Raw genomic sequence first — 24053 nt, 5'->3', positions numbered from 1 at the left:
AACATTGCCGCCTGCCTTAAACGAGGAGGCTTCAATTGACGATGGCTCACATTCAGGATTGCCAATTTCGCTGAAATGCAATGACGCGATTGTGAGCAGTCGCACACAATCGCCGCTGGACCTCGCGCCCATCCTGCCTATCCTCAGCATCCATGCCAACCTTAGCCTGCGAGGTGCTGCATGATGTCGAGATCGCTTCTGCTCCCACTGGCCGCAATCGCGCTTGTACATGCACTGTGGCCGATCCCGGCACATGCGCAGGATGCGCGTCCACCGGTCAGCCAATGCCAGGCGATCGCGCAGGCACTCCCGGATGTTACCTTTGCCAGTTTCAAGCCGCCGGCCGCGCTCAAAGCCCAGGCGACCGTCAACGACGAGGTCGAGATCACCTATGTCGGCCACTCGACATTCCTCATCGAAACGCCCGGTGGGGTGTCAATCGCGACCGACTATAGCGGCTGGTATGCACCGCCGAACGTGCCGGATGTGGTGACGATGAACAAGGCGCATTCCAGCCACTACACCCTGACGCCTGATCCGGCGATCAGGCATGTGCTGCACGGGTGGGGTGATGACGGCAGGCCGGCGGATCACGATGTCGTCGTCGGCGATACCTATATCCGCAATGTGACGACGGACATCCGCTCCTTCGGTGGTGCGATGGAACCGGACGGCAATTCGATCTTCATCTTCGAGGTCGCGGGCCTCTGCATCGGCCATCTCGGCCATCTGCATCATGAACTTGACGATACGGACTATGCCGAGATCGGCCGGCTCGACGTGCTGATGGTGCCGGTCGATGGCGGATTGACGATGGGGGCTGAAAGCATGAGCCGTGTGGTGACGCGGCTGCGCTCGGCGCTGATCCTGCCGATGCACCGGCGCGGTCCGCCGGTCACCAGTTTCCTGCAGATGTTCGGCGATGGCTTCGACAAGAGTTTCGCACAGCAGGCGAGCGTTACCGTGTCCCTGCGTTCCTTGCCAAGGAAGCCACTGATTTATATCCTGCAGGGAGTCTGACCCCCGGGATTCATGGAATGAAATTTTTCACTGCCTGCATTCTTGCATTTCTCTCAATGACATCTCTTGGTCTTGCCGATGGAGCGCCTCCTCCACGCCTGCCGACAGCAGACGGCGACAAGACGGTTGCCGTGCCGGAGACGAAATCCTACGGCCGGCAGGAGGAATTCGTTCTGCCGTCCGGCAATATCGGCTGCACCTACACGCCGGAAGGCGGGACGGAGGTCTACCAGCCGTCCGATGGCGGCCCGGAACTGTCCTGCGACCGCATCGCGCCACGCTATGTCCGGGCGACGCTGGCCCGAAGCGGGGCGGCGGTTCTTCTCAAGGATGTCGGCGATCAGGGCTGCTGTTCCGCCGGTTCCGTACTCGATTACGGCGAGACCTGGACCGCCGGACCTTTCTCCTGTCTTTCGACGCGGACGGGACTGTCCTGCGAGCGAAACGACGGCCATTCGTTTTTTCTCAGCCGGAGGCGGCTGAACGTAAACTGAAAAAAGGCGGCCCCTTCTGGACGGAAAGCGCCAATGAAACTATAAGGCGCCCAATTCCAAACATGACTAGCATGAGAAGAGGGCGCCATGGCCGGCCATTCACAGTTCAAAAACATCATGCACCGCAAGGGCCGTCAGGATGCCGTGCGGTCGAAAATGTTCTCCAAGCTCGCGCGCGAAATCACCGTCGCGGTCAAGGGCGGCCTGCCTGACCCGACGATGAACGCGCGCCTGCGCCTGGCGATCCAGAACGCCAAGGCGCAGTCGATGCCGAAGGATAACATCGAGCGCGCCATCAAGAAGGGCTCCGGCGCCGATGGCGAGAACTACGAGGAAGTCCGCTACGAAGGCTACGGCCCGGGCGGCGTTGCCGTCATTGTCGAGGCTCTGACCGACAACCGCAACCGCACCGCCTCCAACGTCCGCTCGACCTTCACCAAGGCCGGCGGCGCGCTGGGTGAAACCGGCTCGGTGTCCTTCTCCTTCGACCGCGTCGGCGAAATCTCCTACAAGCTGTCGGCCGGCGATGTCGACAAGGTGATGGAAGCGGCGATCGAAGCCGGCGCTGAGGACGTGACGACCGACGAAGACGGTCACTTCATCATCTGTGGTTTCGAGGATATCGGCGACGTTTCCAAGGCGCTTGAAGCGACGCTCGGCGAAGCCGATACCGTCAAGGCGATCTGGAAGGCCCAGAACACCGTGCCGGTCGACGAAGAGCGCGCCCAGTCGCTGATGAAGCTGATCGACACGCTGGAAGACGACGACGACGTGCAGAACGTCTACACCAACTTCGAAGTCTCCGACGAAGTGATGGCCAAGCTTTCGGCCTGAGCCGACCAAGAGTGAACCGGACAGCATTGGGCCGGTTCACGTCACGGCCTGTCGGAATTGGGGAGTCAGCGTTCCCCGCCGCAGAATAGGCTTCGCCTTTTCGAACAAGGATAGCTGATCATGCAGACCGTGACGAAACTCGCCGCCCCCGTGCCAGCAGACGGCGACCCGGCCACATTGGACGGCTGGGTTGTCGTATCCGGCACGCCGTCGATGAAGACATGGGCGCTGCACACATCATCGGACGGCTCGATGGTCTCGGGGTATTGGGAAGCGACGCCCGGCACCTACCACGCGACCTACACGGCCTATGAATTCGTGCACATGATCGCCGGCAAGATCATCATCACGCCGGATGGCGGTACGCCGGTCACTGTCGTCGCCGGCGACGCTTTCGTCGTCGAGGCCGATTTCAAGGGCACGTGGGAAATCGTCGAGACCGTGCGCAAGCATTTCGATTTCAAGGCTTCGGCCTGATCCGGGGTTGAGGTGAAGGGATACCCCGGATTTCTCCGGGGTATTTTTTATGCGGCTTTCGCCAGTTGCTGCTGTGCATCCGCAAACAGCCGCACCGATTTCAGCCGCGCATCCATGTCGTAGATCGGCATGGAGACGATCAGTTCGTCGGCTTGCGTCTGATCGAGGAAGCGGTCGAGCTTGGTCTTGATCGTCTCCGGTCCGCCGACCACCGCATAGGTCATGGCGTGATCGACGAAGATCTTTTCATTGTCGCTCCACAGGCCATCCATCGAATCCACCGGCGGCGGGAACTGGCCGCGGGCATTGCGGCGCAGCGCGACGAAGGACTGCTGCATCGAGGTGAAGAGGTGGTTGGCCTCGGCGTCGGTATCGGCGGCGACGCCCATGATGCCGACCATGGCATAAGGCTGGTCGAGATATTGCGACGGCTCGAAACGCTCGCGATAGATTTCCAGCGCCGACAGCAACATGTCGGGCGCGAAATGCGAGGCGAAGGCGAAGGGCAGGCCAAGCATGCCGGCCAGATGCGCACTGAAATGGCTGGAGCCGAGCAGCCAGATCGGCACATTGCTATCGGCGCCGGGCACGGCGATCAGGTCCTGGCCGTCCTTGAGAGGCCCGAGCAGTGCCTGCAGTTCGACCACATCGTTCGGAAAGTTGTTGGCGCTCGCCTCCATGTTGCGGCGAAGTGCCGATGCCGTGCGCATATCCGTGCCGGGGGCGCGGCCGAGGCCGAGATCGATGCGGCCGGGATAAAGCGCCGCCAGCGTGCCGAATTGTTCGGCAATCACCAGCGGCGAATGGTTCGGCAGCATGATGCCGCCCGAGCCTACCCGGATGGTTTTCGTGCCGGCGGCCACATGGGAAATGACGATCGACGTCGCCGCGCTGGCGATCCCCTTCATACCGTGATGTTCGGCCAGCCAGAAGCGCTTGTAGCCGGACGCTTCGGCTTCCTGCGCCAGGCGGCGGGAATTCTGCAGGGCCTGCGATGCATTTGACCCTTGCGTGATCGGAGAAAGGTCGAGGATCGAAAAGGGCACCATGGGGAAAAGCCTTTGATGAATGGAACTGATAGAAACCTATGTAAGATCGAATTTCGTAAATCCAAGCCTGCGAGGCAAATGCAACGAGGCTATAGCCGCCACATTCTTGCGGATGTTTTTGTTTTGTTCACATTTTGCTGGCAGCGTCCGGGCATGAGTATTAAGCTCCCGACCATGCACAACACGATTCGTATCATCGGCATCGATCCAGGCCTCCGGCGTACCGGGTGGGGTGTCATCGACACACTCGGCAATTCCCTGCGTTTCGTCGCCTCTGGTACCGTGACGTCCGATGGCGACATGGACCTCGCTTCGCGGCTCTGCCAGCTGCATGACGGCCTCGTCGACGTGATCCACACTCACAAGCCGGACGAGGCTGCCGTCGAGCAGACCTTCGTCAACAAGGATGCGGTGGCGACGCTGAAGCTTGGACAGGCGCGCGGCATCGCCATGCTGGTGCCGGCGCGCGCCGGGCTGCAAGTCGCCGAATATGCGCCGAATGCGGTGAAAAAGGCTGTCATCGGCGTCGGTCACGGCGAGAAGCGGCAGATCCACATGATGCTGAAGATCCTGATGCCCAAGGCCGAATTCAAGGGCGACGATGCTGCCGACGCGCTGGCGATTGCCATTTGCCATGCGCACAATCGTGGCGGCGCACGGATGCGGATGGCGGCGCTCGCCGGATAGTTTGTTCTTGACTTGTTCTTGTTGTAAGGATATTTCTTACTTTGAAGGAGCATGTCGATGCGTGTTACATCAAAAGGTCAAGTGACCATCCCCAGGGATCTGCGCGAGCTGGCGGGCATAGAACCGAACAGCGAGGTGCTGTTTTCGATGGAAGGGGGCAAGCTGACCATTGTTCCCAAGGATGGCCATCAGGAGCGGGAAGACCGCATGCGTCTTGAGCGGTTCCTCGGTAGTCTGCAGCGGCTGGAAGGTACGGGTGATCAGGATATCGATGCAGAGGCGCTGATGGAAATGACGCGGGACCGCTGATCATGGCGACTTTGGTGGATACGAATGTTCTGGTCGATATCGCCGTGCGCGATCCTCTTTGGCTTGGCTGGTCGAAGGCGCAGCTCCTGTCTGCAGCGAAGCGTGGTGCGGTCGTCATCAATCCAATCATATACTCAGAGTTTTCCGTGCGTTATCAGCGCATGGAAGATGTGGATTTGCTGTTGCCCGAGCCTGATTATAGCCGGGAAAACCTTCCCTGGACGGCTGCCTTTGCGGCGGGCGCTGCTTTTCGGAAATACCGGCAAGCAGGCGGCGGACGCGATCGGGTGCTGCCCGATTTTCTCATCGGCGCGCATGCGGCCATCCGGGGACACATCATTTTGACCCGCGATCCAAAGGGTTACCGTACCTATTTCCCCTCCGTCGAACTGATCACGCCGGAAACCCACCCATGAAGGATGTTGCGCCATGATCGGCAAGCTCAAGGGAACGATCGACGAGATCGGCGACGACCATGTGGTCGTGGATGTCCATGGGGTCGGCTACGTCGCCCATTGCTCGGCGCGGACATTGTCGCGGATCGGCTCGCCGGGAGAGGCCGTGGTCCTGTTCATCGAGACCTATGTGCGTGAGGATCAGTTGCGGCTGTTCGGATTCCTGACCACGCTGGAGCGCGAATGGTTCCGGCTACTGCAGAGCGTGCAGGGCGTCGGCTCCAAAGTGGCGTTGGCGGTTCTGTCCGTGCTGACGCCCGGCGAACTGGCCAATGCCATCGCGCTGCAGGACAAGACATCCATTTCGCGAGCGCCGGGTGTCGGTCCGAAGGTTGCCGTACGCATCGTCACCGAACTGAAGAACAAGGCGCCGGCCTTTGCCGGCGGGGCGGGCGCCAATATCGGCCTGAAGCAGGAACTGGGTGAAGGCGTCGCCTCCGCACCGGTTTCGGACGCGGTTTCGGCGCTCAGCAATCTTGGCTACTCGCGTGACCAGGCTGCCAATGCGGTCGCTGCGGCCCTGAAAAATGGTGGCGAGGGGCTCGACAGCGCCAAGCTGATCCGGCTGGGGCTGAAGGAACTGGCGCGATAGCGCGTTGCCATTGCGCTCGCAGCATGAGATTGAGTTTTTATGAGTGAAGAGCAGAGACTGATCACACCGGAAAAGCGCGGCGAGGACCTCGATACGACGCTGCGGCCGCAATCGCTGGACGAGTTTACCGGCCAGGCGGAGGCGCGCGCCAATCTGAAGGTGTTCATCGAGGCGGCGAAGAACCGCGGGGAGGCGCTGGATCATGTGCTGTTCGTCGGGCCGCCCGGTCTCGGCAAGACGACGCTGGCGCAGATCATGGCGAAGGAGCTCGGCGTCAATTTCCGCTCGACCTCGGGACCGGTGATCGCCAAGGCCGGCGATCTGGCAGCGCTCTTGACCAATCTTGAAGATCGCGACGTGCTGTTCATCGACGAAATCCATCGGCTGAACCCGGCCGTCGAGGAAATTCTCTATCCGGCGATGGAAGATTTCCAGCTCGACCTGATCATCGGCGAAGGGCCGGCGGCGCGCTCGGTGAAGATCGACCTGTCGAAGTTCACGCTCGTCGCGGCAACGACGAGGCTCGGGCTTTTGACGACGCCTTTGCGCGATCGTTTCGGCATTCCGGTGCGCTTGAATTTCTACACGGTCGAGGAACTGGAACTGATCGTTCGTCGAGGTGCCCGGCTGATGGGGCTCGGCATCACCGATGACGGTGCGCGCGAGATTGCCCGCAGAGCGCGTGGCACGCCTCGTATCGCCGGACGGCTTCTGCGCCGCGTGCGCGACTTTGCCGAAGTGGCGAAAGCGGAGGCTGTAACAAAGCAGATTGCGGATGAAGCGCTGACCCGGCTGCTCGTCGACAATATGGGGCTCGACCAGCTCGACAAGCGCTATCTCAACATGATCGCCCTCAATTTCGGCGGCGGACCGGTGGGCATTGAAACGATCGCGGCAGGACTGTCCGAACCCCGTGATGCGATCGAGGATATTATCGAGCCCTACATGATCCAGCAGGGTTTCATCCAGCGCACGCCGCGCGGGCGTATTTTAACCGCAAATGCATGGAAACACCTTGGATTGCAGGTGCCGAAGGATCTGGAAGCCACCCAGTTCCGCCTGTTCCAAGAGGATGATTGATTGATTTCGCGCCGCGGTTTTCTGAGGACGATCGGGAGTCTCATGCTGAGCGGCGTGGCCACAGGTGCCTATGCCGTGGGGATCGAACCGATCCGCCAGCCCCGCGTGAAGCGCTATCAGCTCGTTCCGACCAATTGGCCGGCCGGATTGAAGCTCAGGCTGGTCGTTCTCGCAGACATTCACGCCTGCACGCCCTGGATGTCCCCACAGCGGATCGGGGAGATATGCCAGCAGGCCAATGCTCTTGGTGGCGACATGATCCTGCTGCTTGGAGACTTCCTGTCCGGCATGCGCCTGAGGACGGGGCATGTCGAGCCGGAGGATTGGGCGCGCGAACTTGCCCGTCTCTCCGCGCCGCTCGGCGTTCACGCGGTTCTTGGAAATCACGACTGGCTGGACGATCCCGGCGCAATGGCAGCCGGCAGAGGGCCGACATTGGTCCACGGTGCGCTCGCATCGATCAATGTGCCTGTCTATGACAACCGCGCCAGCCGTTTCGAGAAAGATGGCCAGCCATTCTGGCTTGCAGGCCTTGCGGATCAGATCGGTCCGTGGGAGGGGCTGGACGATCTGCCGGCCACGATGGCGCAGATCAGCGATGAGGCGCCCGTTATCCTGATGGCCCATGAGCCGGATGTTTTCCCAACCGTGCCCGAGCGGGTCTCCCTTACCCTTTCAGGGCACACCCATGGCGGACAGATTCGGCTCTTCGGCTATTCCCCCGTCGTTCCCTCGCGCTTCCGGAACCGTTATGTCTATGGCCACATCGTCGAGAATGACCGCAGCCTGATCGTCTCCGGCGGGCTGGGCACATCGGTCCTGCCTGTTCGTTTCGGCTCGCCGCCGGAGATCGTCGTCGTGGAGCTTGGTTGATGTCCAAGCGCAGGATGATCAACATCGACGTTCCGCCGCGCCGGTTCAATTTTCGCATCGCAGGCCTCGGGTTTCGAGATGGCCACGTACTGGTCCATCGGGCGACGCATGAGGAATTCTGGACGTTTCCGGGCGGGCGGGCGGAAATCGGCGAGACGTCGGTCGAGACGCTGAAGCGCGAGATGATCGAGGAGCTGGGTGTCGAGGTCAGCGTCGGACGCATGCTTTGGACGGTGGAGAATTTCTTCCGCTATGAGGATCGGGATTATCACGAGATCGGCTTCTATTACCTGATGGAGATCCCGGAAAGCTTTCCCTTTCATCCAATTGATGTTGTCCACCGCCTGAAGGACGGCAAGAACGATCTGGAATTCAAATGGGTGAAAGCCAGCAAAGCGGCGCTGACGGAACTCGATATTCCGCCCTATTTCATTGCCGAACAAATCGAGGATTTGCCGCAGACGCCGGCCCACATCATCTGGGATGACGGCAATCTCGATCGATAGAGCGCTTCGCTTTCAAGTCGACTGCGGACTTTCAGGACTTTGCCAAGTCAACTGTTCGATCGTCTGTCGCAGCAAATCCATCCCGCCGGGCTTCCAGCTCAATGTCTCGATCTTGCAGGTGCCCATGGCGTTGCAGGCCGCCGCATCCGCAGCCGGCGGCAAGGGATGGGGACAGTGCGTGGCATGTTGCAAGATCGACAGGATCTCGCGTGTGTCGGTCAGGATATCCGACACGTTGAAGGTTTCGCCGTTGATCCGCACGGTGTCTGATTCCAGCAGCAGCCTAACGGCCCGGGCGACATCGTCGCCGTGCACTTCGGTGCCGGCACGGGGCTCAACGGGCTTGCCTGCCAGATAGTCTTTAAAGAGCGATGCCCACTTGTGTCGCCGGCCCGGCCCGGCGGGGCCGTAGATGCCTGTCGCGCGCAGGCTTGCGGTGACAAAGCCGTGGCCGCAGAGGGAAAGCAGACTGCGCTCGGCCTGCAGCTTCACCTCGCCATAGAGGGTATCCGGCTTGCCATGCATGTCTTCCGTCAGCTGCGTGCCCGGCGCCTGAGGACCATAGGCAGCGCGGCTCGACAGGAAGACGCAGCGGCGGACGCCAGCATCACGCGCAGCCTCAAACAGGCGCACGGTTCCGTCCAGATTGGCGCGCCGAAATCCATTGGGATCATCGCCTTCTCCGCCGCGATATTTCCCTGGCAGGTGATCGAAGGCGGCGTGGACGAAATAATAGACGTTGTCGAAAGCCTCGATCTGGTCCGCGTCCGGATCAAGCCTGAGCGGCACGAAGGAAACGCTCTTCGAGAAGAAGCCGGGCTCGGGCGCTGTGCGTCCACCGACGGTGACCTTGTAGCCGTTGGCCAGAAGATGCTCGACGATGAAGCGGCCGGCATAGCCGGTGCCGCCGGAAACGAGAACGCGTGTCATGAGCTTCCTGATTTCAGCCCGGGGTTGGCAGGCTTCGGTTTTGCAGGCTGGGATTTGGCAGATCGGCAATGTCCGGAATGTTTTCGCCGGTCAGGAAAGCATGCCAGAGATTGATCAGCGGGCGCAGTCTTTCCGCCTTCGGATGATCGTTTTCCCACGGTTTTTCATATTGATAGTGCAGCACGCCGATCGATGACCAATCCCACAGCGCCGGCATGTTGAACCAGACATATTGCAGCATGTTCATCGTGACAGGGAGGCCGTGCCAGTCCGGGAAAAAATTCTGCAGAAAAGTCTGATCGGTGCGCGGCCAGAAGGCATCCGGTGCATCCAGCCGCTCCAGCATGGCTTCGAAGGTCTGGAGCGAAGGCTTGGCGACGAAGACGCCGGAGTTGAGCCGGTGAAAATCGGCGAGGCTTTCATAGACGTTGGGTGCGGCGGAAAATTCGGGATAGGCGAAATAGCGGTCGATGTTCTTCAGCACCAGCGCATCGGCATCGATGAAGATGCAGCGCTCATATTCGATCAACTGCCAGAGGCGCAGCTTGCAGAAATTGTCGAGCGGCGAATGGAAGTCCGGTTTGCGCCCCTTGGTGAACGGCGCTGCGCTGTGAACGTTCTTGCGGGCATGCCTCTCGTTGAATCCGTCGGACAGCGGCAGAAGGTCCGTGGTGACGAGCCGGCAGCTGAATTCGGCAAGCGGTGTCAGCAATTCCGAACCGACGCCGCCAGTGTGAAGCACGACAATATCGGCATCCGTTCCCGTCCTCCTTATGGAGCGGGCCAGCGCCGTTGCGCCCACGGCATAGTCGGCATTCGTCACCAGCGTGACGAATGCGTGACGCGACCCGGCGCGATCGGAAGGCGCGACTCCACCTGGAGCCGAATCTGGCTGTGTCATGAAACCGATTTCAGCCTTCTTCCTTCGGGATCGTGGTTGATCTTGGCGGCGATGTCCCTGGTCCAGGCGGACACGGCCGGAACGCGGCTGCGATCGACGCGGTAGGCGTATTTCTTGCCGACATCGACGATTTCCGCAAGCAGGCCGTCCTGCAACGTGGTCGGGTTGAGACCGAGTTCGCGGAACTTCTCGTTACGCACGACGAGGTCGTTTTCGGCGGCTTCCTTGCGCGGATTGGGCAGCCAGGCGATCTCAGAGCCCGTGAGGCCGGCGATCATCTCGGCAAGATCGCGGATCCGGTGCGTCTCGGTCATCTGGTTGAAGATCTCGACACGCGCGCCGCGCTGGGGCGGGTTTTTCAAGGCCAGATCGATGCAGCGCACGGAATCCTGGATATGGATGAAGGCGCGGGTCTGGCCGCCGGTACCGTGCACGGTCAGGGGATAGCCGATCGCCGCCTGGATGAGGAAGCGGTTGAGCACGGTGCCGTAGTCGCCGTCATAGTCGAAGCGGTTGATCAGCTGCTCGTGGCGGCGGGTCTGTTCGGTGTGGGTGCCCCAGACGATGCCCTGGTGCAAATCGGTGATCCGCAGGCCGTCGTTCTTGGCGTAGAATTGGAACAGCAGCTGATCGAGGCACTTGGTCATGTGGTAGATCGAGCCGGGATTGGCCGGATAGAGGATTTCCTGCGTGGCTGTCCGGCCATCCTGCGTCTCGATGCCGACCGGGAGATAGCCTTCCGGAATGGCGGCGCCGACGGTCGAATAGCCGTAGACGCCCATGGTGCCGAGGTGGACGAGATGGGCGTCGAGGCCGATCTCTACCAGGGCGTTCAAGAGATTGTGGGTCGCGTTGACGTTGTTGTTGACCGTGTAGTTCTTGTGCCTGTCGCTCTTCATGGAATAGGGCGCGGCACGTTGTTCGGCGAAATGGATGATGGCATCCGGGCGATTGTCCTTGAGCCAGTTTTTCAGGAGCTCGTAGTCTCGGGCAAGATCGATCAGGTGGAAATGGATGCGCCGGCCGGTCTCCGCATGCCAGATGCGGGTCCGTTCCTGAATGGAGTCCATGGGGGTCAGCGACTGGACGCCGAGTTCCGTATCGATCCAGCGGCGCGACAGGTTGTCGAGAATGTGGATGTCGTGTCCGGCATCGGACAGATGCAAGGCTGTCGGCCAACCGACAAAGCCGTCGCCGCCAAGGACTGCAATCTTCATGCGCCAATCTCCTGTGGGATGGGAAGTCATGCGCTGGTGATAGGAGAACATTGTGACAAGCCTGCAATGCTTGCAAAAGCCCTTTGGTTCCTGCACAGGAAAAAGAATAATTTTGCGAGGGCGCCTATGAGTTTGATTTCGCTCGCCGGTGAGCTGACCGACAACGGACACCGGCTCGTTCAACGGGTCTACTATGAAGACACGGACTTTTCCGGCGTCGTCTATCACGCCCGTTATCTGCACTTCATGGAGCGGGCGCGCACCGACTATTTGCGGCTGCTCGGCGTCGAGCAGGCGACGCTCGCCATCGAGGGCGACACGGAAGGCCTCGTCTTCGTCGTCCACCGCATGGAGATCGATTTCAAGCAGCCGGCGCGCATGGACGACATCCTGACGATCACCACGGCAACGGAAAAGGCCGGTGGTGCCAAGATGGTACTTCAGCAGGAAATCCGGCGCGAAGGCACGCTGCTGATCGCCGCCAAGGTGATCATTGCCGTCATCAACGGGCAGGGGCGGCCGAGGCGGCTGCCGGAGGCGCTGGGCAAGAAGTTTCTCGGACAGGGCTAGTTCAGCCTTCGGTGCCTACGGATTTCAGCATCGATTTCGTCAGGCCTTGTTTCCAGTCCTTTGCCTCGGCCCAGGGATCGGTGCCGCTCTCCAGGCGCTGGAGGATGTCGGGGATATGGAAGCCGTTGGCGGCATCGAGATCGCCAAGTTCGTCCCAGCTGACGGGCGTGGCGACCGGGCCGCCTGCACGCGCGCGAACCGAATAGGGGGCGACGGCGGTGGAGCCGCGCTCGTTGCGCAGCCAGTCGATGAAGATGCGGCCCTTGCGCTTGGCCTTCGACATGGTGGCGATGTAATTGTCCGGATCATTGTCGGCAATTTTAGCCGAAAGCGCCTTGGCAAAGGCCTTGGCATCCTCCCATGGCGCAAGCCGCAAAAGCGGCACGATCACGTGGATGCCCTTGCCGCCGGAGACCATGGCGACGGATTTCAGGCCCAACGTTTCCAGCGCATCGCGAAGGGCGATGGCGGCGTTCTTGACCGTCTCGAACGTGACACTCGGATCCGGATCGAGATCGAAGACCAGCCGGTCTGCCGCATCCAGCCTGTCGACGGTCGAACCCCAGATATGAAGCTCGATCGTACCCATCTGCACAGCGGCAACCAATCCCCTGGCATCATCGACGTAAAGATAATTGGCAATGTCGCCATCGGCTTCCTCGATCGGTACCTGATGGATTTCGTCCGGAAAGCCGTCGCTGGCGTGCTTCTGGTAGAAGCACTGATGGTCCGGTCCCTGCGGGCAGCGCAGGATCGAGGCTGGATGCCTGGCGGCAAAGGGCAGCATGCGGTCGGCGACGACGCCGTAGTAGCGGGCAAGATCGATCTTGGTGATATCCGGATCGGAGAAGAGCAGCCGGTCGGCATGGGTGATGCGGATGCCGAGCACATCGCCGGCCGTATCCTTTTCCCGCGCCAGGCGCTTCTTTTCCAAGGCCGGCTTGGATTTTGCAGGGTCTTCCGGCTTCTTCGCCGTTGCTTTGGCTGGCGTCTTCTTCGTTTCCGGTGTCACGGCGGAAGCCTCCTTGTCCTCGCGCAGGCCTTGGAAAGCCCCGTGGCGGATATGACCATCGTCGGTAAACTCGGCGAAATCGACCTCGACGACAAGCCCCGGCGTCAGCCAGACGGCATCACGGGCGATGTCCTTCGGCACCGCCTCAAATGGCGAGGTCTTGCGCTTCAGCTTTGCAAACCGGGTCGCCAAGTCTGCCATCGTGTCTTCATCGAAACCCGTTCCGACGCGGCCCTGATAGACGAATTTATCGCCTTCGTAGGCGCCGACAAGGAGGGAGGCGAAGGCACGGCCGCGCTTGTCCGACGGAGAATAACCGCCGATGACGAATTCCTGCCGTCTGGTGCATTTGATCTTCAGCCAGCTGCCGACGCGGCCTTCGCGATAGGGTGCATCAGCACGCTTCGCGATGATGCCTTCCTGGCTGGCGTTGCACATGGCCTGGAAGACTTTCTCGCCGTTGCCGCGAACATGTTCGCTGTATTGAACCGCGCGGCTGGGACCAAGCGTATCGAGCAGGCTCTTCAGGGCTTTTTTCCGCTCGATCAGCGGTTTCCTGCGCAAATCCTTGCCGTCGAGATGCAGGAGATCGAAGGCATAAAAGCGCGTTTCGCCGCCGGTCTTGATGGCTTTCTGCAAAGCGGAGAATTTCGAGCCTTCCTCCGAAGCGGCCACGGCTTCCCCGTCGATCAATGCGCTGTCGCAATCCAGCGCGGCAAACCCGTTGATGATATCGGGAAACTTTTCGGTCCAGTTCAGACCCGTCCGGGTAAAACAAGTGACCCCGCTCTTGCCGAGGGCGATCATCAGCCGGTAGCCGTCGAACTTTGCCTCGTTCAGCCAGTCGTCACCCGCCGGTGGATCGGAGACGAGGGTCGCAAGCTGCGGTTTGACAAATGCTGGCGATTTGCCGCTGCGCTCGCGTCTTGCCTGCAGAGCGGGCGGTTCCTCGGCAATGGCGCCTGCCTTGACGTTGGCAGCGGCACTTGTACTGGATTCCCAGACATGCGCTTTCTTTTCGCCGCTCCCTGACGCGATCTCTTCCATCGAGCGGCCGGTTTTTACGCTGGTCAGATTTTCCGTGAGCAGGCTGTCGCCATCCTCGCTGGTCTCCTCGTCATGCTCCTTGATCAGCAGCCAGTTCTCGCGTTTCTCGCCGTCGCGCGGTTTCATGCGCACCAGCGTCCAGCCGCCATGCATGCGCTGGCCGTGGATGTGGAATTTCAGCTTGCCTTCTTTCAACCCTTCATCGGGATCGTTGTCCGGTTCCCACCAGCCGGTGTCCCAGAGCATCACCGTGCCGCCGCCATATTGCTTCTTCGGGATCGTGCCTTCGAAATCGCCATAGGCCAGCGGATGGTCTTCGGTGCGCACGGCAAGACGCTTGTCTTCCGGGTTGATGCTCGGGCCGCGCGTCACCGCCCAGCTCTTCAGAACGCCTTTCCATTCGAGGCGGAAGTCATAGTGCAGCCGGGTCGCGTCATGTTTCTGGATCAGGAAGAGCTTTCCCGCCTTGGCCTGTTTCGTCGCGCCCTTGGGTTCGGCGGTCCTGGTGAAGTCGCGCTTGCGATTGTATTCAGTGAGGGAGTCTTGATGCTGGACCATGGCGCTGCCTCATGCGGATTTCTTCTTCGGGGTCGCTTTCTTTGGCGCGGATTTCTCGCCACTACCTTCGAGGCTCTTCTTCAACGCCGACATCAGGTCGACGACGTTGTCGCCGCGCTTGACGGGGTCTTCCTCGTCTTCGACTTCGATCTTTGCTTTCTTGCCCTTGAGCTTTCTCTGGACGAGTTCCTTCAGTGCGGTCGAGTAATTGTCCTTGAAGGTCGTGGCGTCGAAAGGTGCTGTCTTCTTGTCGATCAGTGCCGTTGCGACGTCCAGCAGGTCCGCGTCGGAGGTTTTTCCCGAAAGGCCGTGGAACATCGGATCGGCCTTGCGCAGTTCGTCGGCATAATGGAGCGTTTCGAGCAGCAGCCCGTCGCCGCAAGGCTTGATGGCGGCGATATATTCGCGGCCGCGTAGCGTCAGCTGGCCGAGCCCGATCTTGCCGGACTTGCGCAGCGCATCGCGGACCACGCGATAGGCGTCCTCGGCCAGGTCGTCGGAGGGGACAACGTAGTAGGGCTTGTCATAGTAGATCGGCGAAATTTCCGAGGCATCGACGAACTGAACCAGTTCCAGCGTCTTCTTGGTCTCGAGCTTGACGGCGTCGATTTCTTCCGGCTCGAGCAGGACATACTTGCCGCTCTCGTATTCGTAACCCTTGACGATCTCGTCGGTATCGACCGGTCCGATGCCATCGACCACCTTGTCGTAGTGGATGGGTTTGCCGGAGGGTTCGTGAATCTGGCGAAAGGCAAAGCGCGCACCGGTCTTTGTCGCGCTGAAGACCTCGACGGGAATGGAAACGAGGGATAGGCGCAGCTGCCCTTTCCACAATGCACGCGATACCATGTTTCCACCTTTTCTATGTGCCGTGCGTCAATGCGGGATGTTCCTGTGGTTCGCGTCGCGGGCGAGCAATCGCTCGAGCGACGCGACGTCTTCGCTGGTGATGGCGGGAACGGGATCCGATACCATGGCCTGGAGAATCTCCGGCGAAATGGCGCCGTTCTCTGTTGCCCACGTCAAGGCTTCGCGCGTCTCGCGCTCGGCCTTCAGTTGAGCGTAAAGCGCGAGAATCAGGCGGTCGCGATGGTCGAAATGCGGCCTGGATGGTTGTTGGGACGATTTCTTCGGAGTGATGGCGCTCATGGCCGACTAACGCTGCGGGGTGCGGAATGTTCCGGCGGAAAGTCTTTGCATGCCCTCCATTGCAGTGCGGTAAAGTAATACTCTCTTAACCATAATGATGTCTTAATGCCCATATTAGGGTTTTGTGCAGTGCACGTCATCCTTTCACCAAGATTGAACGCAAGAAGGCAGACAGGAAGCTTAAAGACCGGCATGACGCCGGTTATCGGCAGCTGCCGGGTCAATCTTGCAACAATGACGTTTGAGCACCCTGGCTGTGAGCATGAGACTGCTCTTGCCGGGCGTTTGGATTCGGGGATTTGAGAACGATGGAACAGGTTGGATTGGCTGCCGCGACGACGGACGTAACGCTGTGGTCGCTATTCATGCAAGCAGGCTTCGTGGTGAAGCTGGTCATGCTGGGGTTGATTGGCGCCTCGGTCTGGACCTGGGCGATCGTCGTCGACAAGACGCTGAAATTCGGCAAGGTGCGCCGTCAGCTGGACGCCTTCGAACAGGTGTTCTGGTCCGGCCAGTCGCTGGAAGAGCTTTATCGGACGCTGTCCGACCGGGCGACGTCCGGCATGGGGGCGATCTTCGTCTCCGCCATGCGCGAATGGAAAAAGTCGTTCGAGCGGGGCGCCCGTTCGCCGATCGGCCTGCAGATGCGTATCGACCGGGCAATGGACGTGACGCTGTCGCGCGAAGCCGAAACCCTTGAAGCACGGCTCGGGTCGTTGGCGACCATCGGCTCGGCCGGCCCGTTTGTCGGTCTGTTCGGCACGGTCGTCGGTATCATGACCTCGTTCCAGGCGATCGCCGGATCGAAATCGACCAACCTCGCGGTTGTGGCCCCCGGTATCGCCGAAGCGCTTCTTGCCACCGCGATCGGCCTTCTCGCCGCTATCCCGGCGGTTATCGCCTATAACAAATTCTCCGCCGATGCCGGCAAGCTGACGGCCCGCATGGAAGGGTTCGCCGACGAGTTCTCGGCCATTCTTTCGCGCCAGATCGATGAGAAGCTGCAGCCGCGCCAGGCCGCGCAATAAGCTGCCAGCGGCACGAAGACGGAGATAGACCATGGGTATGTCAGCAGGTGGATCGAAGGGTGGCGGCCGGCGCCGCGGCGGTCGTAGCGGCCGTGGCGGCAAGGCCATCATGAGCGAAATCAACGTGACGCCGTTCGTGGACGTCATGTTGGTGCTCCTGATCATCTTCATGGTTGCAGCACCGATGATGACGGTCGGCGTGCCGATCGACCTGCCGGAAACGCAGGCAAAGGCGCTCAATTCCGAAACGCAGCCGATTACCATCTCCGTGAAAAGCGACGGTCAGGTCTTCCTGCAGGAAACGCCGATCCCGGTCGAAGAGGTCGCCGCCAAGCTCGAGGCGATCGCCACGACCGGCTACAGCGAGCGCATCTTCGTGCGCGGTGACGCGACGTCGCCTTACGGCGTGATTGCCGATGTCATGTCGCGCATCCAGGAAGCCGGCTTCAAGAACATCGGCCTCGTGACCCAGCCGAAAAAGGACCAGTAGAGCGCGTACGATGAAGACCAGTCTCATCACATCCGCTGTACTGCATGGCCTGGTGCTGACCTGGGCGTTGGTTTCGCTTGGCAGCCCGGAAAAGTTCGAGGTTTCCAATATGGAGGCCATGCCGGTCGATATGGTGTCGGTCGAGGAACTGACCCAATCCCAGCTCGGTGACGAAAAGGCTCCGAAATCCGAAAAGCCATCGCCGGTTCCGACGAAGAAGCCGGCCGAGGTCAACAATGGCGAAAATGTCGGCGATAACACCGTCGATCTGAAGACGCCGCCGAAGCCGGAATCCAAGCCGATCGAGAAGGAATCGACAGGCGCAATCAAGTCCGAGGACAAGCCCCTTCCGACCCCCGAGCCGGTGAAGGAAGACACGCCGGAAGTGACCGAGGAAAAGCCGGCCTCCGAGCCTGCGACCGAAGTTGCCTCGCTGCCGGAACCGAAGGAAGAGGTCAAGGTGGACCCCAAGCCTGCGGAGACGCCGGCCGAGGAGAAGCCCGCGGAAAATCCGGATGCGGAAGCCCTGCCGGACAAGGTTCCGACACCGGTGGCCAAGCCCAAGGTGGAGCAGCAGGCCCAGACGGCGAAGACGCCTGATCGCAAGAACGAAGAGAATAAGACCGAAAAGAAGAAGACCTCGACGGCTATGAAATCGGACTTCGATGCCGATGAAGTGGCAGCGCTTCTCAATAAGCAGGATTCGTCCGGCGGCGGCACGAAGAGGGCAACGGAGACTGCGTCGCTCGGTGCCAAGAAAACAACCGGAAACACGCTTTCCGTCAGCGAGATGGACGCGTTGCGCGGCCGAATTGAGAATAACTGGTCCGTCGTTGCCGGTACCTCCGGTGCCGAAGGGTTGACGATCAAGGTTACGATGCAGCTGGACAAGAATGGCGAGATTGTCGGAAGGCCCGAAGTGGTCGCTTCCGGCGGATCGGAATCCGCGCGCAGAACCTTCGAGGGAAGCGTTCGGCGGGCGATCATGAAATCCGCGCCGTTCGATAATTTGCCGGCAGACAAATACGATTCTTGGAGCGAAGTGGTCGTCAATTTCGACCCGAGCGCCATGCTTTAGAACATCACACGAATGAATGGCTGAAAGGCTCCGCAATCATGAAACGCAACCCCTTCCGTTTTCTCATCGCGCTCGCGGCGATGGTCACCCTGATGACCGCGCCGGCGCACGCCCTTGTGGAAATCAACATCAACAAGGGCAATGTCGAGCCGTTGCCGATCGCCGTCACCGACTTCCTTCAAGGTGAGCTCGGCCAGAAGATTTCCGATGTCGTCGCCGCCGACCTCAAGCGTTCCGGCCTGTTTGCGCCGATCGACAAAAAGGCCTTCATCGAGAAGATCTCCAATCCGGACGCCGCACCGCGCTTTGAAGACTGGAAGGTTATCAACGCGCAGGCGCTGGTCACCGGCCGAGTGACGCAGGAAGGCGATGGCCGCCTGAAAGCAGAGTTTCGCCTGTGGGACTCGTTTGCCGGCCAGCAGATGACCGGCCAGCAGTTCTTCACCCAGCCGGAAAACTGGCGCCGGGTCGCCCATATCATTGCCGATGCGATCTATGAGCAGATCACTGGCGAAAAGGGTTATTTCGATACCCGCATCGTCTACGTCGCGGAAAGCGGTCCGAAGACGGCGCGCAAGCGGCAGCTGGCGATCATGGACCAGGACGGCGCCAATGCCCGCGCGGTTACCAATTCCAACGATATCGTGCTGACGCCGCGTTTCTCGCCGAACAAGCAGGAAATCACCTACATGTCGTTCGAAGGCAACGAGCCGCGGGTCTATCTTCTGCAGCTTGAAACCGGACAGCGCGAAGTGGTCGGCAATTTCCCGGGAATGACCTTCTCGCCGCGCTTTTCGCCGGATGGCCAGCGGGTGATCATGAGCCTGCAGCAGGACGGCAACGCCAACATCTACACGATGGACCTTCGTTCGCGCACGACGACACGCCTGACCTCGACGCCAGCCATCGATACCTCGCCGTCCTATTCGCCGGATGGCAGCCAGATCGTCTTCGAAAGCGATCGCGGCGGCCGCCAGCAGCTTTACGTCATGAGCGCCGGCGGTGGCGGACAGAACCGCATTTCCTTCGGCGACGGCTCCTATTCGACGCCGGTCTGGTCGCCGCGCGGAGACCTGATCGCCTTCACCAAGCAGTCGGGCGGCAAGTTCTCGATCGGCGTGATGAAGCCGGACGGTTCGGGCGAGCGTATCCTGACGACCGGCTTCCACAACGAAGGCCCGACCTGGGCACCGAACGGCCGCGTGCTGATGTTCTTCCGCCAGAATGCCGGTGCCGGTGGTCCGCAGCTCTACTCGATCGACCTCACCGGCTACAACGAACAACTGGTGCCGACACAGGGGTTTGCCTCCGATCCCGCCTGGTCGCCGCTGCTCGAATAGCATTGTGACAGCGTGGCGGGAAATGTGGCGAAGTTGCCGCTTTCTCGCCGCAAAGGACTGATCTAGCAAGCCTCATACGTATTTTGTCATTCTGTTAACCATACCTGTTGAAGGTGGATTAACCGCTTCCGGTTACAGTTCGGCAACCCTGATTTTACACATCCAAGGAGACCGGCCCATGAGCCGCATTCACGCCCAGGCCGAAGGCCGCATGCAGACCATCGCCCGCAACCCGGTCATGGTTGCCCTGTTCATGACGCTCGCCATTGCCGGCTGCGCCTCAAAGAAGAACCTGCCGAACAGCGCTGGCGAACTCGGCCTCAACGCTGCGACCCCGGGCTCGGCGCAGGACTTCACGGTCAATGTCGGCGACCGCATCTTCTTCGACACGGACTCCACATCGATCCGCGCCGATGCGCAGTCGACGCTTGACCGTCAGGCTCAGTGGCTGGCCAAGTATCCGAACTACGCCATTACCGTCGAAGGCCATGCCGACGAGCGCGGTACCCGCGAATACAACCTTGCGCTTGGTGCGCGCCGCGCTGCCGCGACCCGCGATTACCTTGCTTCGCGCGGCATTCCGGCCGGCAAGATCAAGACGATCTCCTACGGCAAGGAAAAGCCGGTCGCCGTTTGCGACGACATTTCCTGCTGGTCGCAGAACCGCCGCGCCGTCACCGTTCTCGGTGGCGCCGGCATGTAAAATCCGTCGGCCTGTATGAAGGCCGCGGACTTCTTCAGATTTGGAACGGGCCGTGTGAATGCTCACGCGGCCCGTTTTTCATGTCAGGAGATCCGGGCGTGCGCAGCGATTGCGGCTGTGATCTGCGGCCAGTCGTTCCTGTGCAGTTCATGGCCGCCGCCTTCGATCCGCTGCAGCGTCGCGCCGCTGACGGCGTTCGCCAGAGCCTCGCCATGGGCGATCGGAAAGATCGGGTCCGCGGTTCCGTGAATGACGAGGAGGGGAACGCGCAGCTCGGCCGCGGCCGGGCGCCTTTCACCGTCGCCGCCTTCAAGCATGAAGTGGTTGGTCGCGCTCGCGAAAGAGCGGGCGCGGTCCATGTCCCGCTCGACCAACAGCCGCGCGGCGGCTGTGTCGTGCGGATGTGTTGTGCTGGCAATCATGCGTACGTCGCGCAGCATGAAGTCGAGGACATCGGCGCGGTCGGTCCAGTCGATGCTCTCTCCTGTCGCCGCGTGCTCGCCATAAGCATCCGTGAACGACGGCAGGCCGTCGATCCCCAGCGGGCTTGAACCCATGACGGTCAGCGTCCTGACGCGATCGGGATAGGCAAGCGCAACGCGCTGGGCGATGAAACCGCCCATCGAAATGCCGACGATGTCAGCGGTTTCGATCCCGTAACCGTCGAGGATCGCTACCGCATCCTCCGCCATGTCGGAAAGGGTATAGTGGAGTTCTCCGGGCGGATAGGTCGTGGACAAGCCGGTATCGCGGTTGTCGTAGCGAATGACGAAACGCCCTTGAGCGGCAAGGTTCTCGCAGAATTCTTCCGGCCACCACAGCATCGAGGCCATTGCCCCCATGATCAGCAGCAGGGCTGGGTTGGAAGGTTCGCCGAATGTCTCGGTGGCAAGCTCCACCTCGCCGCGCCTGATCGTCAAATCCGCCATGTCTGGTCCTCCTTTTGCATAAGCATCGTTGTCTTGGTCTGGAATGCCGCCGCAACGCTGGCACGCGATGTGATTGCTAATTAAAACCAGTTGCATAGTGCATGCGCTTTGGAGTTTGGGCAAGAGGATTCTGCTGATTGCAGCGGTTGCGGCCAACGTGCGGCGAAAAGGCCGGCAATTCGGACCGTTCCTTTCTTTTTTGTCACACTTTCACCGAACTCCGTTGCTTTTTGAGGTCAATTGGAAAACTGTGCGGCAATCATCCAAAGGCCGATTTGAACCCGGTTGCGGGTGAGAGTGGGATAGACAAACAGGACACATGACATGAAACATTTTGTCGTGGCGGGAATGATCGGCCTGACCGCCTTTGCGGGTTTTGGGCAGACAGTCGCCGCCATGCCGCTTTCGGCGCTGTTTAACCGCGTCATTCACGGCGAAAACCAGTCGCCGGATAAGGCGCCGCTGCTGAAAGTCCAGTCGAACGAGGTTGGACGCATCGGGCAGCTTGAGGAAACGATCCGCTCGCTCAACGGGCGTATCGAGGAAATGAGTTTCCAGCTTCTGCAGATGCAGGAGCAGATCCGCAAGTTCCAGGAGGACAACGAGTTCCGTTTCCAGGATCTGGAAAACGGCAAGTCCGGCTCCACCAAGAAGAGCCAGCTGGAAACACCGCGTACGAATGATCAGGCATCCGGCACCGCTCCGGCAACGACTGATCAAGCAACGGCAATCGATCCCAACGCAGGTTTGGGATCGGTTATCGCTGACGGTGCGAATGCCGGCGCTCCACCCTCGACGCTCGGCCAGATCGAATTCGATAAAAACGGCAATCCGGTTGCCGCAACCCGGGACACGTCGAGTCTCGAAACGACGCTGCCAGGCGTCGACCAGGGCATCAACCAGACCCCGGATACCCAGCAGCAGACGGCGGCGCTCGACAATCCCGGCGATCTCTATCAGTCGGCCTATGGCCACGTACTGACGGGTGATTACAGCCAGGCCGAAAACGAATTCCGCAGCTATCTCGAGGCGTTCCCGAAAGGCGAAAAGGCAGCCGATGCCAGCTTCTGGATGGGCGAGGCGCAGTATTCCCAGGGCAAGTTCAACGATTCCGCCAAAACATTCCTGAATGCGCACCAGGCCTATGGCAAATCGCCGAAGGCGCCTGAAATGCTGCTGAAACTCGGCATGTCGCTTGCCGCTCTCGACAACAAGGACACGGCCTGCGCCACGCTGCGCGAGGTCAACAAACGCTATCCGAAGGCCTCGCCGGCGGTGAAGGCCAAGGTCACCAGCGAACAGAGCCGCCTTGCCTGCTGAGGCGGACCGCGCTGCGCCGCACGCCGCCGTCGAAGCGGCAAAACAGTTTCTCTCCACCTTCAAGACAACGGGCAAGACACCCGGCCTGATCCTCGTTGCCGTTTCCGGCGGTAGCGATTCGAAGGGGCTGCTTCTGGCACTGCATGAAGCGATCATGCGTGGCGGCCTTTCGGCGTTTTCTCTGTCGGCCTGCACGATCGATCACGCATTGCGGCCGGAATCCGCAGATGAAGCGCGCGCCGTCGCGGCTTTCTGTGCCGAAAGAGGTATTCGCCATAGTGTCCGTCGCTGGCAGGGGGAAAAACCGGCGACCGGCATCCAGGCCGCTGCTCGTGCAGTGCGCTACAGCCTCTTGGCCGATGCCGCGCAGGAAATGGCTGCTTTGTGCCTTGTGACGGGCCATACAGCCGACGATCAGGCTGAAACCATCACCATGCGGCAGGGCCGCTCGGAGCCGGATGCACCCGGCCTTGCCGGAATGGCGGCCGGGGTGCTTGTCGATCGCCGCGCCTGGGTGCTGCGGCCGTTCCTCAGTCTGCGTCGGGCCGAGATTCGCGACTATCTCAAGGCGCGGGGCGAGGGGTGGCTCGATGACCCGAGCAATAGCAATTCGAGTTTCGAGCGCGTCAGGGTCCGGCATTCGATGGGCGGCGATATCCGCGCTGCGATGGATGTGTTTGTTGATGCCGGCGAAGCGCGCCGACGCTCCAGCGAACGCGCGGCCAGCCTGCTTGGCACGCAGGTCACCGTTTTCGAAGGCCTCGCGGCACGGCTCGATCGGGCTCTCGTCGCGGATATGGCCAATCCGGATTGCAGACGTGCGGTGCTTGCGGTCACTGCGGTGATTGGTGGGCGCCCGTATCTTGCCGGTCGCGAGACAGCAAGGCGGCTTACGGCGTTTCTCACGGGTGGGGAGGGCGGGCGCATGACGGCCGGCCGCGTGGTTTTCGACGTGCGCCGTTCGGGGGCATATCTCTATCGCGAGGCAAGGGATCTGCCCGAGATCGTTGTTCAACCCGGTCAGAAAGAGATATGGGATGGGCGCTTTCTCGTTGCCAACGACAGTCCGGAGTCCATCGTGGTTGGTGCTGGAGGCGAAACGGCCGAACTTCGCGCGAGACTGATTGCCGCAGGTCTGCCGGAGCCGGTGACCAAGCGCGCTGTCAAATCGGCGTTGACATGGGCGCCGGCGCAGCCGCCGGAGGAACGCCCGGACGCCCCCCTGTCTTTGCCGTCAACACCCCGCATCGAAAGCAGTATTAGCCTTTACGACACCTTTTTGCCGTGTTTCGACCTGATGATGGCCAATAGCATCGCCACACTCTTTGGCCGTGACCGGTATCTTGCTCCTCCGGTTCACGATGTTTTGACGGAAAAGACAGCTTGGGCCTGAGTTTGCCTTGGC

At 60.7% G+C, this 24053-nt stretch carries 27 protein-coding genes; 19 read left to right on the top strand and 8 right to left on the bottom strand.

What is annotated here, in order from left to right; translation table 11 throughout:
• Window positions 1-180 precede the first annotated feature (180 nt).
• The 4 genes from J2Z75_RS12400 to J2Z75_RS12385 all read left to right on the top strand — a co-directional run bounded on the left by J2Z75_RS12400 (window position 181) and on the right by J2Z75_RS12385 (window position 2825).
• On the top strand, window positions 181-1020 hold the full coding sequence (locus J2Z75_RS12400) for an MBL fold metallo-hydrolase (RefSeq protein WP_209852701.1): 840 nt from the start codon (window positions 181-183) through the stop codon (window positions 1018-1020).
• Window positions 1021-1037: 17 nt separating this feature from the next.
• Complete coding sequence (locus J2Z75_RS12395) at window positions 1038-1514, top strand: hypothetical protein (RefSeq protein WP_209852688.1); 477 nt, start codon at window positions 1038-1040, stop codon at window positions 1512-1514.
• 87 nt (window positions 1515-1601) lie between these two features.
• Window positions 1602-2348 carry a YebC/PmpR family DNA-binding transcriptional regulator gene (locus tag J2Z75_RS12390; RefSeq protein WP_209852685.1) on the top strand — a complete coding sequence of 249 codons (747 nt, stop codon included), beginning with the start codon at window positions 1602-1604 and terminating at the stop codon, window positions 2346-2348.
• A 120-nt stretch (window positions 2349-2468) separates the two neighbouring features.
• On the top strand, window positions 2469-2825 hold the full coding sequence (locus J2Z75_RS12385; RefSeq protein WP_209852682.1) for a cupin domain-containing protein: 357 nt from the start codon (window positions 2469-2471) through the stop codon (window positions 2823-2825).
• A gap of 47 nt (window positions 2826-2872) precedes the next feature.
• Here the strand turns inward: J2Z75_RS12385 and J2Z75_RS12380 are convergent, their stop codons facing one another.
• Complete coding sequence (locus J2Z75_RS12380; protein ID WP_209852679.1) at window positions 2873-3874, bottom strand: LLM class flavin-dependent oxidoreductase; 1002 nt, start codon at window positions 3872-3874, stop codon at window positions 2873-2875.
• A gap of 174 nt (window positions 3875-4048) precedes the next feature.
• Between J2Z75_RS12380 and ruvC the strand changes: the two genes are divergently transcribed.
• Genes ruvC through J2Z75_RS12345 form a run of 7 tightly spaced genes read left to right on the top strand, consistent with a single transcriptional unit; the run spans window position 4049 to window position 8376 of the window.
• Window positions 4049-4561: a crossover junction endodeoxyribonuclease RuvC gene (gene ruvC / locus J2Z75_RS12375; protein ID WP_209853371.1), complete on the top strand. Its 513-nt coding sequence runs from the start codon at window positions 4049-4051 to the stop codon at window positions 4559-4561.
• A 57-nt stretch (window positions 4562-4618) separates the two neighbouring features.
• Window positions 4619-4870, top strand: coding sequence for an AbrB/MazE/SpoVT family DNA-binding domain-containing protein (locus J2Z75_RS12370; protein ID WP_209852676.1), 252 nt, complete (start codon window positions 4619-4621; stop codon window positions 4868-4870).
• Between the two features lie 2 nt (window positions 4871-4872).
• Window positions 4873-5286 (top strand): type II toxin-antitoxin system VapC family toxin, encoded by a 414-nt coding sequence (locus tag J2Z75_RS12365; protein ID WP_209852673.1) that lies wholly within the window; start codon window positions 4873-4875, stop codon window positions 5284-5286.
• Window positions 5287-5299: 13 nt separating this feature from the next.
• A complete protein-coding gene (ruvA, locus tag J2Z75_RS12360; protein ID WP_209852670.1) occupies window positions 5300-5917 on the top strand; it encodes a Holliday junction branch migration protein RuvA in 618 nt (205 codons plus the stop codon).
• A gap of 39 nt (window positions 5918-5956) precedes the next feature.
• A complete protein-coding gene (ruvB, locus tag J2Z75_RS12355; protein ID WP_209852666.1) occupies window positions 5957-6997 on the top strand; it encodes a Holliday junction branch migration DNA helicase RuvB in 1041 nt (346 codons plus the stop codon).
• Entirely contained in the window at window positions 6998-7870 is an 873-nt protein-coding gene (locus J2Z75_RS12350; RefSeq protein WP_209852664.1) for a metallophosphoesterase, read from the top strand.
• Window positions 7870-8376 carry an NUDIX hydrolase gene (locus J2Z75_RS12345; RefSeq protein ID WP_209852662.1) on the top strand — a complete coding sequence of 169 codons (507 nt, stop codon included), beginning with the start codon at window positions 7870-7872 and terminating at the stop codon, window positions 8374-8376. The genes J2Z75_RS12350 and J2Z75_RS12345 overlap by 1 nt, the downstream gene beginning before the upstream one ends.
• Window positions 8377-8388: 12 nt before the next feature.
• Here the strand turns inward: J2Z75_RS12345 and J2Z75_RS12340 are convergent, their stop codons facing one another.
• The 3 genes from J2Z75_RS12340 to J2Z75_RS12330 are packed head-to-tail and all read right to left on the bottom strand — an operon-like array spanning window position 8389 to window position 11424.
• A complete protein-coding gene (locus J2Z75_RS12340) occupies window positions 8389-9306 on the bottom strand; it encodes an NAD-dependent epimerase/dehydratase family protein (protein WP_209852660.1) in 918 nt (305 codons plus the stop codon).
• A gap of 13 nt (window positions 9307-9319) precedes the next feature.
• Window positions 9320-10207 (bottom strand): glycosyltransferase, encoded by an 888-nt coding sequence (locus J2Z75_RS12335; protein WP_209852657.1) that lies wholly within the window; start codon window positions 10205-10207, stop codon window positions 9320-9322.
• Window positions 10204-11424, bottom strand: a complete 1221-nt coding sequence (locus tag J2Z75_RS12330) for an NAD-dependent epimerase/dehydratase family protein (RefSeq protein WP_209852654.1) — start codon at window positions 11422-11424, stop codon at window positions 10204-10206. Before J2Z75_RS12330 ends, J2Z75_RS12335 begins: the two co-directional genes overlap by 4 nt.
• Window positions 11425-11550: 126 nt before the next feature.
• On the opposite strand from J2Z75_RS12330, the gene ybgC reads away from it, so the two are divergent.
• On the top strand, window positions 11551-11994 hold the full coding sequence (gene ybgC / locus J2Z75_RS12325; RefSeq protein ID WP_209852652.1) for a tol-pal system-associated acyl-CoA thioesterase: 444 nt from the start codon (window positions 11551-11553) through the stop codon (window positions 11992-11994).
• A 1-nt stretch (window position 11995) separates the two neighbouring features.
• Here ybgC and ligD read toward each other — a convergent pair whose 3' ends face one another.
• From ligD to J2Z75_RS12310, 3 genes are read right to left on the bottom strand one after another with little or no spacing between them, the layout of a single operon-like run.
• Window positions 11996-14611 (bottom strand): DNA ligase D, encoded by a 2616-nt coding sequence (gene ligD, locus J2Z75_RS12320; protein ID WP_209852649.1) that lies wholly within the window; start codon window positions 14609-14611, stop codon window positions 11996-11998.
• A gap of 9 nt (window positions 14612-14620) precedes the next feature.
• Window positions 14621-15460, bottom strand: a complete 840-nt coding sequence (gene ku, locus J2Z75_RS12315) for a non-homologous end joining protein Ku (protein WP_209852647.1) — start codon at window positions 15458-15460, stop codon at window positions 14621-14623.
• Window positions 15461-15487: 27 nt separating this feature from the next.
• Window positions 15488-15760: a hypothetical protein gene (locus J2Z75_RS12310; RefSeq protein WP_209852644.1), complete on the bottom strand. Its 273-nt coding sequence runs from the start codon at window positions 15758-15760 to the stop codon at window positions 15488-15490.
• Between the two features lie 308 nt (window positions 15761-16068).
• Between J2Z75_RS12310 and tolQ the strand changes: the two genes are divergently transcribed.
• From tolQ to pal, 5 genes are all read left to right on the top strand, one after another.
• Window positions 16069-16788, top strand: a complete 720-nt coding sequence (tolQ, locus tag J2Z75_RS12305) for a protein TolQ (RefSeq protein WP_209852642.1) — start codon at window positions 16069-16071, stop codon at window positions 16786-16788.
• A 31-nt stretch (window positions 16789-16819) separates the two neighbouring features.
• Window positions 16820-17278, top strand: a complete 459-nt coding sequence (tolR, locus tag J2Z75_RS12300) for a protein TolR (protein ID WP_209852639.1) — start codon at window positions 16820-16822, stop codon at window positions 17276-17278.
• A 10-nt stretch (window positions 17279-17288) separates the two neighbouring features.
• Entirely contained in the window at window positions 17289-18356 is a 1068-nt protein-coding gene (locus tag J2Z75_RS12295; RefSeq protein ID WP_209852636.1) for a TonB C-terminal domain-containing protein, read from the top strand.
• Between the two features lie 38 nt (window positions 18357-18394).
• A complete protein-coding gene (gene tolB / locus J2Z75_RS12290) occupies window positions 18395-19696 on the top strand; it encodes a Tol-Pal system beta propeller repeat protein TolB (protein WP_209852633.1) in 1302 nt (433 codons plus the stop codon).
• A 178-nt stretch (window positions 19697-19874) separates the two neighbouring features.
• On the top strand, window positions 19875-20399 hold the full coding sequence (pal, locus tag J2Z75_RS12285) for a peptidoglycan-associated lipoprotein Pal (protein ID WP_209852630.1): 525 nt from the start codon (window positions 19875-19877) through the stop codon (window positions 20397-20399).
• An 83-nt stretch (window positions 20400-20482) separates the two neighbouring features.
• Here pal and J2Z75_RS12280 read toward each other — a convergent pair whose 3' ends face one another.
• Complete coding sequence (locus J2Z75_RS12280) at window positions 20483-21328, bottom strand: alpha/beta fold hydrolase (RefSeq protein ID WP_209852627.1); 846 nt, start codon at window positions 21326-21328, stop codon at window positions 20483-20485.
• 324 nt (window positions 21329-21652) lie between these two features.
• Between J2Z75_RS12280 and ybgF the strand changes: the two genes are divergently transcribed.
• A complete protein-coding gene (gene ybgF, locus J2Z75_RS12275; RefSeq protein ID WP_209852623.1) occupies window positions 21653-22648 on the top strand; it encodes a tol-pal system protein YbgF in 996 nt (331 codons plus the stop codon).
• The gene (gene tilS, locus J2Z75_RS12270; protein ID WP_209852620.1) at window positions 22638-24041 is read left to right on the top strand and encodes a tRNA lysidine(34) synthetase TilS; all 1404 of its coding nucleotides are present in this window, start codon (window positions 22638-22640) and stop codon (window positions 24039-24041) included. Before ybgF ends, tilS begins: the two co-directional genes overlap by 11 nt.
• Window positions 24042-24053 lie beyond the last annotated feature (12 nt).

Origin of the sequence: Rhizobium herbae, assembly GCF_017873135.1 — a bacterium.
GTDB classification, from domain to species: Bacteria; Pseudomonadota; Alphaproteobacteria; order Rhizobiales; family Rhizobiaceae; genus Pararhizobium; species Pararhizobium herbae.
The sequence above is the reverse complement of the archived record's forward strand: the minus strand, read 5'-3'. Positions and strand labels throughout refer to the sequence as shown.

What these genes read in the sequence shown, in the direction of transcription:
- ruvB (WP_209852666.1), top strand. Translation starts at nt 5,957, where the DNA reads ATGAGTGAAGAGCAGAGACTGATCACACCGGAAAAGCGCGGCGAGGAC.
- J2Z75_RS12365 (WP_209852673.1), top strand. Translation starts at nt 4,873, where the DNA reads ATGGCGACTTTGGTGGATACGAATGTTCTGGTCGATATCGCCGTGCGC.
- J2Z75_RS12345 (WP_209852662.1), top strand. Translation starts at nt 7,870, where the DNA reads ATGTCCAAGCGCAGGATGATCAACATCGACGTTCCGCCGCGCCGGTTC.
- J2Z75_RS12330 (WP_209852654.1), bottom strand. Translation starts at nt 11,424, where the DNA reads ATGAAGATTGCAGTCCTTGGCGGCGACGGCTTTGTCGGTTGGCCGACA.
- J2Z75_RS12340 (WP_209852660.1), bottom strand. Translation starts at nt 9,306, where the DNA reads ATGACACGCGTTCTCGTTTCCGGCGGCACCGGCTATGCCGGCCGCTTC.
- J2Z75_RS12370 (WP_209852676.1), top strand. Translation starts at nt 4,619, where the DNA reads ATGCGTGTTACATCAAAAGGTCAAGTGACCATCCCCAGGGATCTGCGC.
- pal (WP_209852630.1), top strand. Translation starts at nt 19,875, where the DNA reads ATGAGCCGCATTCACGCCCAGGCCGAAGGCCGCATGCAGACCATCGCC.
- J2Z75_RS12390 (WP_209852685.1), top strand. Translation starts at nt 1,602, where the DNA reads ATGGCCGGCCATTCACAGTTCAAAAACATCATGCACCGCAAGGGCCGT.
- J2Z75_RS12280 (WP_209852627.1), bottom strand. Translation starts at nt 21,328, where the DNA reads ATGGCGGATTTGACGATCAGGCGCGGCGAGGTGGAGCTTGCCACCGAG.
- J2Z75_RS12385 (WP_209852682.1), top strand. Translation starts at nt 2,469, where the DNA reads ATGCAGACCGTGACGAAACTCGCCGCCCCCGTGCCAGCAGACGGCGAC.
- J2Z75_RS12335 (WP_209852657.1), bottom strand. Translation starts at nt 10,207, where the DNA reads ATGACACAGCCAGATTCGGCTCCAGGTGGAGTCGCGCCTTCCGATCGC.
- ku (WP_209852647.1), bottom strand. Translation starts at nt 15,460, where the DNA reads ATGGTATCGCGTGCATTGTGGAAAGGGCAGCTGCGCCTATCCCTCGTT.
- J2Z75_RS12400 (WP_209852701.1), top strand. Translation starts at nt 181, where the DNA reads ATGATGTCGAGATCGCTTCTGCTCCCACTGGCCGCAATCGCGCTTGTA.
- ybgF (WP_209852623.1), top strand. Translation starts at nt 21,653, where the DNA reads ATGAAACATTTTGTCGTGGCGGGAATGATCGGCCTGACCGCCTTTGCG.
- J2Z75_RS12395 (WP_209852688.1), top strand. Translation starts at nt 1,038, where the DNA reads ATGAAATTTTTCACTGCCTGCATTCTTGCATTTCTCTCAATGACATCT.
- ruvC (WP_209853371.1), top strand. Translation starts at nt 4,049, where the DNA reads ATGCACAACACGATTCGTATCATCGGCATCGATCCAGGCCTCCGGCGT.
- ybgC (WP_209852652.1), top strand. Translation starts at nt 11,551, where the DNA reads ATGAGTTTGATTTCGCTCGCCGGTGAGCTGACCGACAACGGACACCGG.
- ruvA (WP_209852670.1), top strand. Translation starts at nt 5,300, where the DNA reads ATGATCGGCAAGCTCAAGGGAACGATCGACGAGATCGGCGACGACCAT.
- tolQ (WP_209852642.1), top strand. Translation starts at nt 16,069, where the DNA reads ATGGAACAGGTTGGATTGGCTGCCGCGACGACGGACGTAACGCTGTGG.
- J2Z75_RS12295 (WP_209852636.1), top strand. Translation starts at nt 17,289, where the DNA reads ATGAAGACCAGTCTCATCACATCCGCTGTACTGCATGGCCTGGTGCTG.
- J2Z75_RS12310 (WP_209852644.1), bottom strand. Translation starts at nt 15,760, where the DNA reads ATGAGCGCCATCACTCCGAAGAAATCGTCCCAACAACCATCCAGGCCG.
- tolB (WP_209852633.1), top strand. Translation starts at nt 18,395, where the DNA reads ATGAAACGCAACCCCTTCCGTTTTCTCATCGCGCTCGCGGCGATGGTC.
- tolR (WP_209852639.1), top strand. Translation starts at nt 16,820, where the DNA reads ATGGGTATGTCAGCAGGTGGATCGAAGGGTGGCGGCCGGCGCCGCGGC.
- J2Z75_RS12380 (WP_209852679.1), bottom strand. Translation starts at nt 3,874, where the DNA reads ATGGTGCCCTTTTCGATCCTCGACCTTTCTCCGATCACGCAAGGGTCA.
- ligD (WP_209852649.1), bottom strand. Translation starts at nt 14,611, where the DNA reads ATGGTCCAGCATCAAGACTCCCTCACTGAATACAATCGCAAGCGCGAC.